The sequence below is a fragment of the Chryseobacterium sp. MMO-72 genome (assembly GCF_037146035.1).
In the GTDB taxonomy this organism is placed as follows: Bacteria; Bacteroidota; Bacteroidia; order Flavobacteriales; family Weeksellaceae; genus Chryseobacterium; species Chryseobacterium indicum.
The window spans coordinates 82099-99241 of sequence record NZ_JBBCWG010000006.1 but is presented as its reverse complement, the minus strand read 5'-3'; the positions used below and the strand labels follow the sequence as shown (position 1 = coordinate 99241).

At 38.2% G+C, this 17143-nt stretch carries 19 protein-coding genes; 18 read left to right on the top strand and 1 reads right to left on the bottom strand.

The features are described 5' to 3' along the window. Positions 1-40: 40 nt before the first annotated feature. From WFH39_RS10455 to WFH39_RS10425, 7 genes are all read left to right on the top strand, one after another. Positions 41-1834: an endonuclease gene (locus WFH39_RS10455; protein WP_336689849.1), complete on the top strand. Its 1794-nt coding sequence runs from the start codon at positions 41-43 to the stop codon at positions 1832-1834. Between the two features lie 60 nt (positions 1835-1894). Further along, complete coding sequence (locus WFH39_RS10450; protein ID WP_336689848.1) at positions 1895-2632, top strand: shikimate dehydrogenase family protein; 738 nt, start codon at positions 1895-1897, stop codon at positions 2630-2632. A 77-nt stretch (positions 2633-2709) separates the two neighbouring features. Next, on the top strand, positions 2710-4515 hold the full coding sequence (locus tag WFH39_RS10445) for a DUF349 domain-containing protein (RefSeq protein ID WP_336689847.1): 1806 nt from the start codon (positions 2710-2712) through the stop codon (positions 4513-4515). 61 nt (positions 4516-4576) lie between these two features. Further along, complete coding sequence (gene ribD / locus WFH39_RS10440) at positions 4577-5608, top strand: bifunctional diaminohydroxyphosphoribosylaminopyrimidine deaminase/5-amino-6-(5-phosphoribosylamino)uracil reductase RibD (RefSeq protein WP_336689846.1); 1032 nt, start codon at positions 4577-4579, stop codon at positions 5606-5608. A 103-nt stretch (positions 5609-5711) separates the two neighbouring features. Further along, the gene (locus WFH39_RS10435) at positions 5712-5894 is read left to right on the top strand and encodes a bacteriocin-like protein (protein WP_214588570.1); all 183 of its coding nucleotides are present in this window, start codon (positions 5712-5714) and stop codon (positions 5892-5894) included. Positions 5895-5903: 9 nt separating this feature from the next. Continuing rightward, complete coding sequence (locus WFH39_RS10430; RefSeq protein WP_273079239.1) at positions 5904-6068, top strand: bacteriocin-like protein; 165 nt, start codon at positions 5904-5906, stop codon at positions 6066-6068. Positions 6069-6189: 121 nt separating this feature from the next. Further along, entirely contained in the window at positions 6190-6792 is a 603-nt protein-coding gene (locus WFH39_RS10425) for an IMPACT family protein (protein ID WP_336689845.1), read from the top strand. Here WFH39_RS10425 and WFH39_RS10420 read toward each other — a convergent pair. After that, complete coding sequence (locus WFH39_RS10420) at positions 6789-7478, bottom strand: zinc metallopeptidase (RefSeq protein WP_336689952.1); 690 nt, start codon at positions 7476-7478, stop codon at positions 6789-6791. The two genes, WFH39_RS10425 and WFH39_RS10420, sit on opposite strands and share 4 nt — an antisense overlap. Positions 7479-7584: 106 nt before the next feature. Here WFH39_RS10420 and WFH39_RS10415 point away from each other — a divergent pair, with 106 nt between their 5' ends. The 11 genes from WFH39_RS10415 to nuoH all read left to right on the top strand — a co-directional run bounded on the left by WFH39_RS10415 (position 7585) and on the right by nuoH (position 17055). Beyond that, positions 7585-8712, top strand: a complete 1128-nt coding sequence (locus WFH39_RS10415; protein ID WP_336689844.1) for a GNAT family N-acetyltransferase — start codon at positions 7585-7587, stop codon at positions 8710-8712. 42 nt (positions 8713-8754) lie between these two features. Beyond that, complete coding sequence (locus WFH39_RS10410; protein ID WP_185206951.1) at positions 8755-8931, top strand: hypothetical protein; 177 nt, start codon at positions 8755-8757, stop codon at positions 8929-8931. 121 nt (positions 8932-9052) lie between these two features. Then, complete coding sequence (locus tag WFH39_RS10405; RefSeq protein WP_027380112.1) at positions 9053-9424, top strand: NADH-quinone oxidoreductase subunit A; 372 nt, start codon at positions 9053-9055, stop codon at positions 9422-9424. Positions 9425-9528: 104 nt separating this feature from the next. After that, on the top strand, positions 9529-10089 hold the full coding sequence (locus WFH39_RS10400) for an NADH-quinone oxidoreductase subunit B (RefSeq protein WP_047397471.1): 561 nt from the start codon (positions 9529-9531) through the stop codon (positions 10087-10089). A gap of 4 nt (positions 10090-10093) precedes the next feature. Next, positions 10094-10588 carry an NADH-quinone oxidoreductase subunit C gene (locus tag WFH39_RS10395; protein WP_076393017.1) on the top strand — a complete coding sequence of 165 codons (495 nt, stop codon included), beginning with the start codon at positions 10094-10096 and terminating at the stop codon, positions 10586-10588. Between the two features lie 64 nt (positions 10589-10652). Next, positions 10653-11876 carry an NADH dehydrogenase (quinone) subunit D gene (nuoD, locus tag WFH39_RS10390; RefSeq protein WP_336689843.1) on the top strand — a complete coding sequence of 408 codons (1224 nt, stop codon included), beginning with the start codon at positions 10653-10655 and terminating at the stop codon, positions 11874-11876. Between the two features lie 137 nt (positions 11877-12013). Next, on the top strand, positions 12014-12523 hold the full coding sequence (locus WFH39_RS10385) for an NADH-quinone oxidoreductase subunit NuoE family protein (protein ID WP_076393021.1): 510 nt from the start codon (positions 12014-12016) through the stop codon (positions 12521-12523). Positions 12524-12625: 102 nt separating this feature from the next. Next, complete coding sequence (gene nuoF, locus WFH39_RS10380; RefSeq protein WP_076393023.1) at positions 12626-13984, top strand: NADH-quinone oxidoreductase subunit NuoF; 1359 nt, start codon at positions 12626-12628, stop codon at positions 13982-13984. Between the two features lies 1 nt (position 13985). Further along, a complete protein-coding gene (locus WFH39_RS10375) occupies positions 13986-14870 on the top strand; it encodes a hypothetical protein (protein ID WP_336689842.1) in 885 nt (294 codons plus the stop codon). A 42-nt stretch (positions 14871-14912) separates the two neighbouring features. Beyond that, complete coding sequence (locus tag WFH39_RS10370; RefSeq protein WP_087705825.1) at positions 14913-15911, top strand: 2Fe-2S iron-sulfur cluster-binding protein; 999 nt, start codon at positions 14913-14915, stop codon at positions 15909-15911. Between the two features lie 79 nt (positions 15912-15990). Beyond that, on the top strand, positions 15991-17055 hold the full coding sequence (nuoH, locus tag WFH39_RS10365; RefSeq protein WP_087705823.1) for an NADH-quinone oxidoreductase subunit NuoH: 1065 nt from the start codon (positions 15991-15993) through the stop codon (positions 17053-17055). Positions 17056-17143: the final 88 nt, after the last annotated feature.

Genomic DNA, 17143 nt, shown 5'->3' with positions numbered 1-17143 from the left:
GCTTTCATTTTTTCGTATCTTTGCGTCCCAATTTTTAAAAATGAAACGTAAATTATTCTCTTTTTTATTGAGCTTTGTCTTGATAAGTACATTCGCTCAGATTCCTACGGGATATTACGACGGAACTGCAGGTCTTACCGGAGCTGCTTTAAAAACCAAACTGAAACAGATTATCACAAACGGTCACATCGACAACGGTTATAATGGTTTATGGACTGGTTACGCAACGACAGACCGTGATAACATCGCCATGACAGGCTATGAAAACGATAATACCATTTTAGATATATACTCTGAAAATCCAAACGGTACAGATCCTTACTCTTATAATTACCCTTCAGGACAGTGCGGATCTTACAGCGGAGAAGGAGGCTGCTATAACAGGGAGCACGTTGTTCCTCAAAGTTTATTCAGCAGCAATGCTCCGATGGTTTCAGACATTAATTTCATCAGACCAACAGACGGAAAAGTAAACGGGATGAGATCTAACTTTCCATACGGAAAAGTGGGAACTGCATCTTTCACTTCTTTAAACGGATCAAAACTGGGAACTTCTGTTTCTCCGGGATATTCGGGGACGGTTTTTGAGCCGATTGATGCTTTTAAAGGTGATATTGCCAGAATGATCCTGTATTTCGTAACAAGATATGAATCTCAGCTTTCCGGTTTCGGAACAGGAAATATGTTGGGAGGTTCCGCATTTCCGGGATTACAGACATGGGAACTGAACCAGCTATTGGCGTGGCATAATGCAGATCCAGTTTCTGCTACTGAAATTGCAAGAAACAATGCTTCTTACAATTATCAGGGAAACAGAAATCCATACATCGACCATCCTGAATACGTTGCTCAGATCTGGGGAACTCCGGTTGTTGACACACAGGCTCCTACTGCTCCTACCAATTTGGCGACCAGTAATCCTACATCCAACACGATTTCTTTAAGCTGGACGGCTTCTACAGATAATGTTGGCGTTACAGGATATGACATTTATAAAGATGGCATTTTGTATTCTACGGTTACCGGAACAACTGCTACGGTTTCAGGATTGAACCCTTCCACAACCTATAATTTTTATGTAATTGCAAAAGACGCCGCAGGAAATGCTTCTCCGGCAAGTAATACCGCTTCGGGAACCACTCTTGCAGGCGGACAGCCGGGCGGAAGCTGCGGAACAGAAGATTTCTCAAATATTCCTGCTGCCTCTTCAACCTACGCCACCCAAACCTGGACTAACAATAATATCACATGGACTGCAACAGATGCAAGAACAGACCAGACTATCAACGGTAAGGCTATTACTGTGAGAAACGGAAATTTACTAAGCTCTGTAGTTTCAGGAGGAATCCAGAGTTTAACGGTAACTGCACAGTTAAAATTCGGAGGAACCGACAGCTCATTAAATGTTGAAGTAAACGGAGTTCAGGTAGGAACCATTCCTTATAATGCCGCAGCTCCTACAACTACTACGATTAATAACATCAACGTAAGCGGAAATATTACGATTAAACTGATCAATCCTGTTTCCGGAAACAGAGTGGCAATTGATGATCTAAGCTGGACCTGCTTCACTTCATTGGCAACTGCAGAAACAACCAAAGATAAATCTCAGTTTACGATCTATCCTAATCCTGTAAAAAACAATGAATTATTTGTAAAAGGAGAAAATCTGAACAGAATATCAAAAGCTCAGATCTATGATCTGTCCGGAAAACTGATCGAAACGATTGAAAATCCTTTCAAAACCTCTAACAGAATTAACCTGAAAGGATTGTCCAAAGGAAACTACATTCTGAAAACGGATTCTTATTCCGCGAAATTTATAGTAAACTAAGACAAAAAAATATTTATATGAAAGACCGGTTTTTCCGGTCTTTTTTTATAATTTTATCCTATGGATTCCAATAAAAAATTAGGCTTGATCGGGAAAAACATTTCCTACTCTTTCTCAAAAAAATACTTTGAAGACAAATTTCAGAAACTGATGCTGAAAGGCTATTCTTACAGTATTTTCGATTTAAATGAGATCGATGAAGTAAAAAATCTGTTCTCTGCTCCGGATTTAGCAGGATTTAACGTAACAATTCCCTACAAAGAAAAAATTATTGATTATCTGGATGAACTGAGCGATGAAGCGAAGAACATCGGGGCTGTAAACTGTGTATTGATTGAAAACGGAAAGAAAACAGGTTATAATACCGATGCTTTCGGATTTGAAAAGACTTTGCTGCTTCACAAAAAACTACATCATGATTCAGCCATCATTTTAGGAAACGGAGGCGCTGCAAAAGCCGTAAAATATGTTTTGGATAAACACGGAATTCCATCGGTTACGGTTTCCCGAAGCACGGAAATTAATTATGACAATTTAGATGCTGCTACCGTTGAGAATCATAAGCTGATTATCCAGTGTACTCCGGTAGGAACTTTCCCGAATGTGGAAGACTGTCTGAATTTCCCTTTCGAAGGGCTTTCAAAAGAACATTTAATTATTGATTTAATTTACAACCCAAACTATACCAAATTCATCATCAATGCCGCTGAAAAGGGAGCCAAAACAGTGAACGGTTATTATATGCTGGAACAGCAGGCAGAAAAAGCCTGGGAAATTTGGAACTTTCAAAAAAAATAACATAAATTAGTACTATATTAGCTTTTTAGCATTATATTTAGAGGATATTTTAATGCCACTCACATAAACGATTTGCTATGACTACAGAAAACAACCTTTCTGAAAACGAGGAAAACAAGAACTCTAACGAAGTCCTTCAGGAAAAGCCATTGGAAAACACGGAAGTTCAGGATGAAAATGTTCATCATGAAGAGACAGAACATGAAGAAGAACACGAGGATGTAGACATTTCTCTTGCCGATGCCTTAAAGGAAATGGAAAGAATCATCAATGCGCCAAACGCAGGTGAGGATTTCAAAAAATTCAATCAGCTGAAAGAAAAAGCAAGTCATTACATCCATGATGAAGTGGAAGATAAAAAGCATGAGTATACAGAAGCCGGAAATGCTCCTGAAAATTTCAGCTATGAGCATCCTTCTCAGGCAAAATTCTCTGCTTTGGTGAATATTTTCAGAGAAAAGCATGATGCCTACCAGAAAGGTCAGGAAGAAGAGCAGAAAAAAAATCTGGAACACCGCCAGAGTATTATCGAAAGACTTAAAAACCTTTATACCAACTCCGAACCGGGAACCAATCTTTTCAAATCGATTAGAGAAATTAAAGAAGAATGGTCTAAAGCGGGACAGGTTGCAAAATCTGAATTCAGGATTCTCAACAACAATTATTTCCACCATCTGAACCAGTTTTATCAGATGCTTGATCTGAATAAAGAATTTCTGGAGCAGGAATACAGCCACAATCTTGAAAAAAGACAACACATCATTGAACGTGCAAAACAGCTTGAACACGAGCCTGTAATTCAGAAAGCGCTGAATGAACTTCAGTATCTTCATAAACTCTGGAAAGAAGAGGCAGAACCGGTTGCCGAAGAATTCCGTGAGAAAACGTGGGAAGAATTCAAAGAAATCTCAAACAAGATTCACGAGAGAAAATCTGAACTTTCCGCAGCTATTGAAACGGAGCAGAACGAAAATCTGGAAAAGAAAAATCAGATTATTGCTGAAATTAAGAAACTTTCTGAGCCCGGAGAAAGTCCTAACCATAACTACTGGCAGAATGCGATCCGCAGAGTGGAAGAACTTCGTTCGGAATTCCTGAAAACAGGAAGTGTTCCGAGAAAGCTTTCCAACCAGAACTGGAATGAATTTAAAACAATTCTGAGAGGATTCAACACAACAAAAAATACCTATTATAAATCGTTAAAAGGTTCTCAGCAAGCGAATCTGGAAGAAAAATTAAAACTGATCCAGACTGCGAAAGACAACCAGAATAACGAAGAATGGGATATCGCCGTTCCTTTGTTCAAAAAACTTCAGGAAGACTGGAAAAAAATCGGTCATGTTCCGAAAAGCATGACGAATAAAATCTGGGATGAATTCCGTGATGCGTGTAATGCATTCTTCAACAACTACCGTGAAAAGAGCAATGCTTCTACGGATAACTGGAAAGAAAATTACAAGCAGAAAAAAGCAATTCTTGATGAACTGAAAACAATCGGGAACGAGGAAGGCAGCATCGAAAGAATTGAAGCCATTAAAACCGCATGGAACAACATCGGAAAAGTACCGAGAGATAAAATCTCCATCAACACAGAATTCAACAAAACGTTGAGAGAAAAACTGAAATTAAATAAAATCAACGAGCTTGAACTTAAAGAAGAAGGATTATCTGAAAACCAGCTTACAGACAAAGCAAGAAAAATCAAGAGCCAGATTTCTGATCTTGAAGCCGAAATCGTAAAACTGGAAAACAATCTGGCGTTCTTTAAAAACCCATCAAGAGAAAATCCTATGTTGAGAGATACTTATGATTCTATCGACGAGAAAAAAGCTCATCTGGAAACTTTAAAACAAAATCTTCACAGCATTATTGCCGGAGAATAACAATATTTAAAAAACAAAAAGAGCGGAGCAAAGCAATTTGACTTCGCTTTTTTCATTCAGTATGCAGGACGAATTTTATATTAAAAGAGCCATCGAACTCGCTGAAAAAGCGACTGGAAAAACCTATCCGAATCCTTTGGTGGGAAGTGTAATTGTGCATAACGGTAAAATTATCGGTGAAGGCTATCATCAGAAAGCGGGAGAACCTCATGCGGAAATTAATGCTATTAATTCTGTTGAAGACCCATCTTTAATTCCCGAATCCACTATTTACGTTACATTAGAGCCTTGCGCGCATTATGGAAAAACGCCACCCTGTGCTTTAAAAATCAAAGAATTAGGCTTTAAAAAAGTGGTTGTTGGAGCAATGGATTCTCATGACAAAGTGAACGGAAAAGGGAAAAAAATCATTCAGGATGCGGGAATTGAAGTGGTTTCAGGCGTTCTGGAGAAAGAATGTATTGATCTTAACAAAAGATTTTTCACTTACCACGAAAAGAAAAGACCTTACATTATTCTGAAATGGGCGCAGTCCGGAGACGGATTTCTGGATAAAGATTTTAAACCAACCGCGGTTTCAAATTCTCTTGTAAATCAGCTGGTGCATCAGTTGAGAGCCGATGAACACGCCATTTTAGTCGGAACACAGACTGCTTTAAACGACAATCCAAGTTTAACGGTAAGAAATGTGGAAGGCGTTAATCCTGTAAGAATCTTAATTGATTTTGATCTTAAAGTTCCTCAGAATTTTAAAATTTACAACGAAGAAGCGAAAACCATCGTGATTAATTCTGTAAAAGAAGAAATTGCAGATCATGTTCATTTTATTAAAACTGAAAAAGACAACTTCCTTCAGAATCTTATGGAAGTTCTGTATAAAGAGCAAATTCAGTCTGTAATTATCGAAGGCGGAAAATTTACTTTACAGCAGTTTATAGATGCGAGTCTCTGGGACGAAGCGATTGTTATTAAAAATGAAAGTCTTCTTCTTGAGAACGGAACCCAAGCTCCTGTTTTTGACCAGTCAAATCCTTTCAAAACTGAAATTATCAGAGATAACCGAATTGATTTTTTCCTTCCGGAAAGTATTTAAATATTTAATAATCAAAAATTTAACATAATAAATATTTTGCAATTTTTCACCATAGTTTGAAATTAATTATGTAGCTTTATGATGAACTAAAAAAATCATCATCATGAAAAATCTGAGAAAATTATCCAAGCATGAACTGAAAAGCGTTCTGGGAGGTATCGAAAAATGTTATTATCTTCAAAACGGAACAAAAGTGTGTCCTTGCAACATCCACACGCAATATAACTGCAATGGTGTATGTATTCCGATTGGGCAGGCTTGCTTAAACCCACCTATTTCACTTTAAAAATATTATATGAAAAATCTGAAAAAACTACCGAGAAAAGAGCTTAAACATCTTGTTGGCGGAATAGCACCGGTTTGCTGTTCTTATTATCCGCCAAATTTACAAAGATGCTGTAAAACACCTTCAAGTATGAGTTGTCCTCCGCCTTGGCTGGAAGGAAGCTTTCCTTGTTAATCGAATAAAGAGAACTATAACGGTTCTCTTTTTTATTGTCCGTTTCCGGGACTTTTTCTTAAAAATATTTTACCTTTGAACAATTATTCTAACATTCGAAAAATATTTTTCCTCATTGTATATGTTCAATTTTAAGACGATAGAATCTGCGGTAGAAAATACTTTGTTAAAAGAAAAGGGAAGTAAATTTCTGGGTTTTGCATTCCCGGTGAACAACGAGGAAGAACTGAAAAACGCTTTGGAAAAAATCCGTGCAGAACATCCGAAGGCAACGCATCATTGTTATGCTTTCAGGATGGGACTTAACGGAGAAAATTATCGCGCAAATGACGACGGAGAACCTTCGGGAAGTGCCGGACTTCCGATTTACAACCAGTTATTGGCCAATGAAATTACGAATGTTCTGGTTATTTCCGTCCGTTACTACGGAGGAACAAAACTGGGAGTTTCCGGTTTGGTAAAAGCCTATAAAGAATCGGCAAAAATTACACTGGAAGAAGCAAATATCATTACAAAAGAACTTGAAACAACTGTTGAGATTCAGTTTAATTTTAATCAGCAGAATATCATTTTCACTTTACTGTCGAAGTATGATGCAAAAGTCCTGCAATTTGATGCGAATGAAAACTGCATAGTAACCGCTTCCCTGAAACTTTCACACAAAGAAAACATCTCGGAAAAGCTATCCGAGATGCAATATGTTTCATTCACATTTAAAGATTAATCTCTTCTTCCCCCCATTAGTAAGGAAGCAAAATAAAGAAGCTGTACCAGAGAGCCGATCGCAGCAACAACGTAAGTTCTCGCTGCCCATTTCAAGCTGTCTTTTACGCCTACATATTCTTCGGTAGTTACCGTTCCCGTATCGCGAAGCCATTTCATCGCCCTGTTGCTTGCATCATATTCTACAGGAAGTGTTACAAATGCGAAAAGTGTTGTTAAGGCAAACATAATCACTCCGATGGTAAGAATCAGTTTATTTCCGCTTAATGCCATGATGACAAGTCCTCCCATGATTACAAACTGCATCAGATTGGAGCTTATATTGACTACCGGAACCAATTTGGATCGTAACTGCAACATAGAATACCCTACTTTATGCTGAACGGCATGACCGCATTCATGAGCTGCAACAGCCGCTGCCGCTGCATTCCTCTGCATGTAAACCGCTTCGGAAAGATTAACTGTTTTATTTTCGGGGTTATAATGATCTGTTAACTGTCCCGGAACCGACATTACCTGAACATCATTAATTCCGTTGTCTCTCAGCATTTTTTCCGCCACTTCCTTTCCGGAAAGCCCGTTTCTGAGGTAGATTTTAGAATACTGTTCAAACTTCGATTTCAGCCTCCAGGAGACAAACCAACTCACCGCCATCGAAACAATAATAATCAAATAATAACCATTCATCTCTGTAATCTTTAATAATATACTTTTCATCCCATATGATGTAAAAACTGTGCCAAAGTATTGTATTAATTTAGCTATATTTGTTCCATAATTTCACGAAAGAATCATGTCAGAAATTTCAGTTATTGAGGTAAAAAACAGCGATCAGCTAAAGCAATTCGTAAGATTTCCGATGGATCTGTACAAAAACAATCCGTATTACGTTCCAGCTCTTATTAATGATGAGATTAAAATATGGAACCCGAAGGAAAATCCGGCACTGCAATACTCTGAAGCAAAACAGTTTCTTGCATATCAGAATAATAAAATCGTCGGAAGAATTGCCTTAATGATCAATCATAAGGAAGAACGCGAACTAGGGATAAAGAAAGTGCGCTTCGGCTGGATTGATTTTATTGATGATGAAAAAGTCTCTCAGGCACTCATCGGAAAAGCAATTGAGTACGCTCAGGAAAAAAACATCGGAAAGATTGAAGGACCAATGGGATTCACCAACCTTGATAAAGCCGGAATGCTGACTTTAGGTTTCGATAAACTGGCAACGATGATCGGAATCTACAATCATGATTATTATCCGAAACATCTTGAAAAACTGGGTTTAACCAAAGAAAAGGAATGGGTGGAATTTGAAATTCTGTTCCCGGATTCTCTGCCGGAGAAGATTTACAAATTCAATGAACTGATTTCCCAGAAATACCATCTAAAAGTTTTAAGATTTAAATCTAAAGAAGAAATCCTTCAGTATGTGGATGCGATGTTTGATCTGCTGGATGAAACGTACAAGCACCTTTCTACCTACACTCCTATTTCGGACGAACAAAGGAAAACCTATAAAGAAAAATATTTTCCTTTAATTGATAAAGATTTCATCGTATGTATTGCCGATGAAAATGACCATCTGATTTCATTTGCTATTACAATGCCCTCCTATTCAAAAGCTTTGCAAAAATCCAAAGGAAAACTGCTTCCTTTCGGATGGTGGCATTTTTTACAGGCAGGAAAGAAAAACGACAGGGCTAATTTTTACCTGATCGGAATCCATCCCGATTATCAGAGACGCGGTGTAACTTCCATTATTTTCAAAGAAATCTGGGATATCTTCAATAAAAAAGGAGTAAAATACCTGGAAACGAATCCGGAACTGGAAGAAAACAAAAGCATTCAGCTTCTTTGGCAGGATTACAATCCCGTAAACCATAAAAGAAGGAGAACCTACGCTCTGGAAATCAAATAATTTTTCATCATCAAAAAGTAGACTTATTGTAAGTTTTAAAATATGAAACCACAACTCATCATTTTCGGAATTTTAATTGCCGGATTCATTGTTTTTAATTTATTTTTCCAGTTGCCGGATGACAGAACCAATACAGCAGTGAATATTATCTATGCAAGTCTCCTTTTTGCCTATATTTCCTTTATGGCGTATTCTCTCATCAGAAAAATGAAAAAATAATCGTTATTTTTAATGATTCTAAATTATCCGTTTTATCCATTTTCAAGCTACTTTTAACCTCATAAATTTCATGCTTTCTTGTTTATTCGCTAAATTTGCAAATTGAGATAATAATGCAAAAATGAATTTACCTGAAAGTTATATTCCAATCCTTATACAAGCAGGTGTTGCGATCGGTTTCGTAGCCATTTCTTTGCTTGGAGCGCATTTTTTAGGTCCGAAACAGAAAAAAGGAAATTCTGTAAAAAACCAGAGCTGGGAATGTGGAGTCCCGGTAGAAGGAAATGCAAGAACACCGTTTTCCATTAAATACTTTTTGACGGCGGTATTATTCGTATTATTCGATATTGAAATCGTATTTTTTTATCCGTACGCGGTAAACTTCAGAGAATTCGGAATGGAAGGATTCCTTGCCGTTCTTACATTCGTGGCAATCTTTTTCATGGCATTTTTCTATGTATGGAAAAGAGGCGCTTTAGATTGGGATAAATAAGAAATTATAAATTTTAAATTACAAATTTTAGATGGCGATTTTCGATTAAAGTTTACATTAACAATAATTTAGAATCTAAAATTTAAAATCTAAAATCTACTAAAATGTCAGATAACAAACCAGTAATAAGAACAGATGCACCTGCTCCGGAAGGATTTGAAGGAGAAGGGTTTTTCGCAACGAAACTGAGCAGTGTAATCGGGATGGCGAGAAAATTTTCTCTTTGGCCTTTACCATTTGCAACCTCTTGTTGCGGTATTGAGTTTATGGCTACGCTGAATCCAACATACGATGCTTCCAGATTTGGTATGGAAAGAAACTCTTTCTCTCCAAGACAGGCAGATATGTTGATGGTTTGCGGAACAATATCCAAAAAATTAGGACCTGTCCTGAAAGAAGTATACACTCAGATGGCAGAACCGAAATGGGTTGTTGCTGTTGGAGCCTGTGCTTCCAGCGGTGGTATTTTTGATACGTATTCTGTTTTACAGGGTATTGACAAAATTATTCCGGTAGACGTTTACGTTCCGGGATGTCCTCCGAGACCTGAACAGATTATTGAGGGCGTAATGCAGGTTCAGGCTTTGGCAGAAAGCGAAAGCATCAGAAGAAGAGATATGCCTGAATATCAGAAATTACTAGATTCTTACAATATTAGCAACTAACGGAATGACAAACGAATTTGTATTAGAAGCAATTACAAGAGAATTTCCGGAGTCTGTTATTGCAAGTTCAGAGCCATATGGAATGCTGACGATTGAGGTAAAAAAGGAAGACCTGAAGAAAATCGTTCACTATCTGAAAGATTCATCACTGGAAATCAATTTCCTTACCGATGTGTGCGGAATCCATTACCCTGAGTTTCCGGAAAAGGAAATCGGCGTGGTTTATCACCTGCACAACATGATGACGAACTTCAGATTACGTCTGAAAATATTCATGTCCAGAGAAAACATCGAGGTAGATTCTTTAGTGGAACTGTATGCAGGAGCCAACTGGATGGAAAGAGAAACGTATGACTTCTACGGAATCAAATTTAAAGGACATCCGGATCTGAGACCTATTTTAAATATGGAAGATCTTGGTTACCACCCGATGCTGAAAGAATATCGTTTGGAAGACGGAACAAGAACGGATAAGAACGACAGCATGTTCGGAAGATAAAAAAGCGAATGGCGCCAATGGCAGCGAGCCAATAGCCAGAAGCAAATAGCTAAAAGCAATCATTATGAAAGATAACTCATTATCTAATATACTCAACCAATACGAAAGTAAGGAACAGATTGACGGACAGTTATACACCCTCAATTTAGGACCTACCCACCCTGCAACGCACGGTATTTTCCAGAATATCTTAACGATGGACGGAGAAAGAATCCTTCATGCAGAGCAGACTGTGGGATATATCCACAGAGCATTTGAGAAAATTTCTGAAAGAAGAAACTATTCTCAGATCACTACTCTTACCGACCGTATGAATTACTGTTCTGCGCCGATTAACAATTTAGGTTGGCACATGACGGTTGAAAAACTTATCGGCGTTGAAGTTCCTAAACGTGTAGACTATATGCGCGTTATTTTAATGGAGCTTGCAAGGATCGGAGATCACCTGATCTGTAACGGTGTAACGGGAATGGACTCCGGAGCAATCACCGGTCTTACTTATATGTTCATCGAAAGAGAACGTATCTACGATATGTATGAGCAGATCTGCGGCGCGAGAATGACGACCAATATGGGAAGAATCGGAGGTTTTGAAAGAGATTTCACTCCAAAATTCCATGAGCTATTAAAGGATTTCCTTAAAACGTTCCCGCCAAGATTCAAAGAATTCTGTACACTATTAGAAAGAAACAGAATCTTTATGGACAGAACCATCGGAGCAGGATGTATTTCTGCAGAAAGAGCATTAAGCTATGGTTTCACAGGTCCGAATTTACGTGCAACAGGTGTGGATTATGACGTGAGAGTTGCGCAGCCTTATTCTTCTTACCAGGATTTCGACTTTATCATTCCGGTGGGAACTTCCGGAGATACCTACGACCGTTTCATGGTTCGTCAGCAGGAAATCTGGGAATCTATCAAAATCATCAAACAAGCATACGAAAACCTTCCTGAAGGACCATTCCACGCGGATGTTCCGGATTTCTATCTTCCTGAAAAGGCAGATGTTTACAAGAAAATGGAAGCACTGATTTACCATTTCAAAATTGTAATGGGAGAAACAGATGTACCGAAAGGTGAAGTTTACCACGCTGTAGAAGGCGGAAACGGAGAATTAGGGTTCTATCTTGTGAGTGATGGTGGAAGAAGCCCTTACCGACTGCATTTCAGAAGACCTTGTTTCATCTATTATCAGGCGTATCCTGAAATGATTACAGGTTCTGTAATTTCAGATGCGATCGTTACGATGTGTAGTATGAATATTATTGCGGGAGAATTAGACGCATAAAAGAAATTATAGATTTTGGATTATAAATTTTAAATAATCTAAACTCTTTAAATATAAATTAATATCAAAATTGATAAGATTTTTAGAACTAAGATTTTCATCTAAAATCTAAAATCTAAAATCTAAAATCTTTAAATATGAGCGAAACAATAGCTTTTAAACCGGAAAGTTTAGCACAGGTACACAAAATCATAGCAAGATATCCTGAAGGAAGACAAAAATCTGCCCTTATTCCTGTACTTCATTTGGCACAGAAAGAATTCGGAGGCTGGTTAGACGTTCCGGTAATGGATTATGTTGCAGAATTATTGAGTATCAAACCTATCGAAGTTTATGAAGTAGCTACTTTCTACACCATGTTTAACATGAAGCCGGTAGGTAAATATGTTCTGGAAGTTTGCAGAACCGGACCTTGTATGGTTTCGGGAAGTGAAAAAATCCTAGACCACATCCGTACAAAACTGAACATTAAAGACGGACAGACTACAGAAGACGGAATGTTTACTTTAAAACCTGCTGAATGTCTGGGAGCTTGTGGTTATGCTCCGATGATGCAGCTTGGAAAATTTTTCCATGAAAATTTAACGATAGAAAAAGTAGACGAGATCCTTGATCTTTGCAGAGAAGGACAGATCGCTTTAGACTAATAGAAATTTTAAATTCTACATTTTAGATTTTAAATTATTCACTTAACGTTTAATCATAATTAATGCAAGAAGCCAAAAGCCTATTGCAAGAAGCAAATAACAATGAGTAAAAAACTTTTACTTAAAAACGCACATATTGAAGGCATCCGCTACTTTGAAACCTACCGTAAGAACGGCGGTTACGAAGCTGCTGAAAAGGCTTTAAAAATGACTCCTGACGAAATTCTTGAAGAAGTAAAAGCTTCAGGACTTCGTGGACGTGGTGGAGCAGGATTCCCGACAGGAATGAAATGGAGTTTCCTTGCAAAGCCGGAAGGCGTTCCGAGACACCTTGTTGTAAATGCCGATGAATCTGAACCGGGAACATTCAAAGACAGATATCTGATGGAGTTTCTTCCTCACTTACTGATCGAAGGAATGCTGATCTCATCATACTGTTTAGGTTCCAATGTTTCTTATATCTACATCCGTGGAGAATATTCATGGATCCCCGATATTTTGGAAGAAGCCATTGAAGAAGCGAAGGCAGCAGGATTTTTAGGTAAAAATATTTTAGGAACCGGTTTCGATTGCGAAATTTACGTTCAAAGAGGTGGTGGAGCATACATCTGTGGTGAAGAAACTGCATTGCTTGAATCTCTTGAAGGAAAAAGAGGAAATCCGAGACTGAAACCGCCTTTCCCTGCTGTAAAAGGACTTTGGGAAAGACCAACGGTAGTAAACAACGTTGAGTCTATCGCGGCAGTAGTTCCGATCATTGAAATTACAGGAGCTGAATACGCTAAAATCGGAGTGGGAAGATCTACTGGTACGAAATTAATTTCTGCTTGTGGAAACATCAACAAACCAGGCGTTTATGAAATCGACATGACCATTACGGTTGAAGAATTCATTTACTCTGAAGAATATTGCGGCGGTATTAAGGACGGAAAAAGATTAAAAGCCTGTATTCCGGGAGGAAGCTCAGTTCCAATTGTTCCGGCCAATTTATTATTAAAAACCGTAAACGGAGAACCTCGATACATGAACTACGAATCTTTGGCTGACGGTGGATTTGCTACCGGAACCATGATGGGTTCAGGAGGATTCATCGTTTTGGATGAAGATCAGTGTATTGTAGAACATACCATGACTTTAGCGAGATTTTACAATCACGAAAGTTGCGGACAATGTACACCTTGCCGTGAAGGAACGGGATGGATGTACAAGATTTTAAAGAAAATCGAGAAAGGAGAAGGGAAAATGGAAGACATCGATCTACTTTGGGATATCCAGAGAAAAATCGAAGGAAACACAATTTGTCCGTTAGGTGATGCAGCAGCATGGCCTGTTGCAGCGGCTATTCGTCACTTCAGAGATGAATTCGAATGGCACATCAAAAACCCAGAATTGTCTCAGACACAAAATTACGGATTGGCACATTATGCAGATCCAATTCCTGCTGTAGAGAAGAACGCTTAAGATGAAAAAGATATTGGCATTAGGTCTAATGATGTCGGGTTTTGTTTTCGGACAGGTAAAAAAAGATACATTAGAAGAAAAAGAATATAAACTGGAGGCGACTCCATACAAAGCTGAAAAAAAAGAAAAACCTTTACCCTTAAGCAAAAAAGGTCAGGTTTTCGTTTTCTACGGATGGAACAGAGCGGCTTACAGCAATTCTGACATTCATTTCTCGGGAAACGGTTATGATTTTCAGTTGAATAATGTCTCTGCGAAAGACAGACCAACGAAATTCGGAATTGTTTATTTCGATCCAAGCTGGTTTACAGTAACACAATATAATTTCAGACTTGGTTATTTTATTAAAGATAATTTAGCTTTGGTTTTAGGAATTGATCATATGAAATATGTAATGAACCAGGATCAGACGGTTGGGTTCTCAGGAAATATTTCAGATCCGAAATATGCAGCCATGGTACAGAACGGGCAGATAAATCTTGCCGATGAAAAGTTTCTTACTTTTGAGCATACAGACGGATTGAATTATGAAAACGTAGGACTTGAAAAATACAAAAATCTGGTTCATAAAAAGAACATTGATCTGGTATGGTCTTATGGAGCCGGAATTGGGTTTATGTTTCCGAAAAGTAATGTAAAGCTTTTTGGTAACGAGAGAAGCGACCGTTTTCACATTGCCGGAATGGGAACCGATTTAAGATCCAGTCTTAACCTTGTATTCTGGAAAAACTGGATGCTGAGAGCAGAAGTAAAAGCCGGATACATCAATATGTGGGACATTAAAACGACATTAAATAATAAACCGGATAAAGCCAGACAGGATTTTGTTTTCGGACAGGTTCTTGCCGGAATCGGGTATACATTTAATACAAAAAAGTATAATTAAAACAGAGCTTAATTGCTAAGGCAAAAGCGAAAAGCATAGAATATGAGCGAAGAGGTTAAAAAATTCAAAATAACGATAGACGGACAGACTACTGAAGTTTTGCCGGGTACTTCTATTCTGGAAGCTGCAAGACAAATCGGCGGAAAATCTGTACCTCCTGCAATGTGCTACTACAGCAAACTGGAAACCAGTGGCGGAAGATGCAGAACCTGCCTTGTGGAAGTTTCCAAAGGATCTGAAGCAGATCCGCGTCCTATGCCGAAATTGGTGGCAAGCTGCAGAACCAACGTTATGGATGGGATGGAAGTAAAAAATCTTACTTCTGAAAAAGCTCAGGAAGGAAGAAAAGCAGTTACGGAATTCCTTTTGGTAAACCACCCTTTAGACTGCCCTATCTGCGATCAGGCGGGAGAATGTCACCTTCAGGATTTAGGCTACGAGCACGGAAATCTTGAAACCAGAACGGAGTTCGAAAGAAATACGTACGAAGCTGACGATTTGGGTCCGCACATCAAACTGAATATGAACCGTTGTATTCTTTGTGCAAGATGTGTACTCGCTGCAAACCAGTTAACCGGAGAAAGAGAACACGGAATTTTGTTCAGAGGAGATCACGCTGAAATTTCAACTTATTTAAATAAAGCTTTGGATAATGATTTCATTGGAAACGTCATCGACGTTTGTCCGGTTGGAGCATTAACCGACAGAACAGCCCGTTTTTCAAGCAGAGTATGGTTTACAAAACCAATGAACGCTACCTGCAAATGTGATAAATGTTCCGGAAAAGCCGTAGTCTGGATGAAAGGTGACGAAATCGTGAGAGTTACCGCAAGAAAAGACCAGTGGGGAGAAGTTGAAGAATTCATCTGCGACACTTGTCGTTTCGACAGAAAAGAACTTTCTGACTGGAACATTGAAGGTCCGAGACATATCGACAGACACTCAGTAATTTCATTGAACCACTATGAAAAGCCTAAAGATGAACTGAGAGTTTTAGACAATCCGATGGCAAAGGAAATCAGTGAAAAAGACGAAAAATAATACTAAATTATAAATTTTAAATTATAGATTTTAAATGAATTACAATCTATAATCTAGAATCTAAAATCTAAAATTCAGAATGGATTTACTTACATTTAAACTTATACTTGTATTTGCGCTTTTCCTGCTTTCGTTAACGATTGCAGCCTACTCTACTTGGGCAGAAAGAAAAGTAGCTTCTATCATGCAGGACAGAATTGGTCCCAACAGATCCGGACCTTTCGGATTGCTTCAGCCTTTAGCCGACGGCGGAAAGTTTTTCTTTAAAGAAGATTTTACCCCTGCCAATGCAGAAAAATTCCTTTTTGTACTGGGACCGGCTTTGGTGATGTTTATTTCATTAATCACAGGAGCTGTTATTCCCTGGGGTAAAAGTTTAAATATTGCAGGTACTTCTTACGATCTTCAGGTGGCAAACATCGATGTTGGTGTACTTTTCATCATCGGAATGGCTTCCATCGGAGTATACGGAATCATGATCGGAGGCTGGGCTTCCAACAACAAATATTCATTATTAGGTGCTATTCGTGCTTCTTCTCAGATGATTTCTTATGAATTGGCAATGGGATTGGCTTTGCTTTCTATCATTATGATGACAGGAAGTTTAGACTTAAAAGAAATTACGGAAAGCCAGACAAACGGAAAACTATGGGGATTCATTCCTTGGGTTTCGGGGCTTAACTGGAATATTTTCTACCAACCGATTGCTTTCTTAGTATTTATTGTGGCGGCTTTGGCAGAAACCAACAGACACCCTTTCGATTTACCAGAGTGTGAATCTGAATTGGTAACAGGATATTCTACAGAGTATTCTTCCATGAAATTGGGACTATATATGTTCGGCGAATATGTGAATATGTTTATTTCGAATGCTTTCATGGTTGTTCTGTTCTTCGGAGGTTACAATTATCCCGGAATTGAATGGGTTACACAGAACTGGGGAGAAAATACTGCCGGAATTTTAAGTATTGTGGCATTTTTAATTAAAACCATCATCGGAATTCTGATCTTCATGTGGATCAGATGGACACTTCCGAGATTCAGATATGACCAATTGATGCACTTAGGATGGAAAACTTTAATTCCGATGGCATTGGTCAACTTATTAATTACAGGTGCTGTAATTTTAGCATTTGGAAATTAATTAATGTATCTAAACCTTATAGGTTTTAAAAACCTATAAGGTTTGTGTATGAATAGAATATTAAAAATTAAGATAACAGGCAAGATTC

Excerpts from the sequence above, each read along its gene's own strand:
- WFH39_RS10410 (WP_185206951.1), top strand. The coding sequence starts at position 8,755 with ATGAAACCACAACTCATCATTTTCGGAATTTTAATTGCCGGATTCATT.
- WFH39_RS10435 (WP_214588570.1), top strand. The coding sequence starts at position 5,712 with ATGAAAAATCTGAGAAAATTATCCAAGCATGAACTGAAAAGCGTTCTG.
- nuoF (WP_076393023.1), top strand. The coding sequence starts at position 12,626 with ATGAGTAAAAAACTTTTACTTAAAAACGCACATATTGAAGGCATCCGC.
- WFH39_RS10400 (WP_047397471.1), top strand. The coding sequence starts at position 9,529 with ATGTCAGATAACAAACCAGTAATAAGAACAGATGCACCTGCTCCGGAA.
- nuoH (WP_087705823.1), top strand. The coding sequence starts at position 15,991 with ATGGATTTACTTACATTTAAACTTATACTTGTATTTGCGCTTTTCCTG.
- WFH39_RS10385 (WP_076393021.1), top strand. The coding sequence starts at position 12,014 with ATGAGCGAAACAATAGCTTTTAAACCGGAAAGTTTAGCACAGGTACAC.
- WFH39_RS10425 (WP_336689845.1), top strand. The coding sequence starts at position 6,190 with ATGTTCAATTTTAAGACGATAGAATCTGCGGTAGAAAATACTTTGTTA.
- WFH39_RS10430 (WP_273079239.1), top strand. The coding sequence starts at position 5,904 with ATGAAAAATCTGAAAAAACTACCGAGAAAAGAGCTTAAACATCTTGTT.
- WFH39_RS10395 (WP_076393017.1), top strand. The coding sequence starts at position 10,094 with ATGACAAACGAATTTGTATTAGAAGCAATTACAAGAGAATTTCCGGAG.
- nuoD (WP_336689843.1), top strand. The coding sequence starts at position 10,653 with ATGAAAGATAACTCATTATCTAATATACTCAACCAATACGAAAGTAAG.
- WFH39_RS10415 (WP_336689844.1), top strand. The coding sequence starts at position 7,585 with ATGTCAGAAATTTCAGTTATTGAGGTAAAAAACAGCGATCAGCTAAAG.
- ribD (WP_336689846.1), top strand. The coding sequence starts at position 4,577 with ATGCAGGACGAATTTTATATTAAAAGAGCCATCGAACTCGCTGAAAAA.
- WFH39_RS10455 (WP_336689849.1), top strand. The coding sequence starts at position 41 with ATGAAACGTAAATTATTCTCTTTTTTATTGAGCTTTGTCTTGATAAGT.
- WFH39_RS10445 (WP_336689847.1), top strand. The coding sequence starts at position 2,710 with ATGACTACAGAAAACAACCTTTCTGAAAACGAGGAAAACAAGAACTCT.
- WFH39_RS10450 (WP_336689848.1), top strand. The coding sequence starts at position 1,895 with ATGGATTCCAATAAAAAATTAGGCTTGATCGGGAAAAACATTTCCTAC.
- WFH39_RS10370 (WP_087705825.1), top strand. The coding sequence starts at position 14,913 with ATGAGCGAAGAGGTTAAAAAATTCAAAATAACGATAGACGGACAGACT.
- WFH39_RS10420 (WP_336689952.1), bottom strand. The coding sequence starts at position 7,478 with ATGAATGGTTATTATTTGATTATTATTGTTTCGATGGCGGTGAGTTGG.
- WFH39_RS10375 (WP_336689842.1), top strand. The coding sequence starts at position 13,986 with ATGAAAAAGATATTGGCATTAGGTCTAATGATGTCGGGTTTTGTTTTC.
- WFH39_RS10405 (WP_027380112.1), top strand. The coding sequence starts at position 9,053 with ATGAATTTACCTGAAAGTTATATTCCAATCCTTATACAAGCAGGTGTT.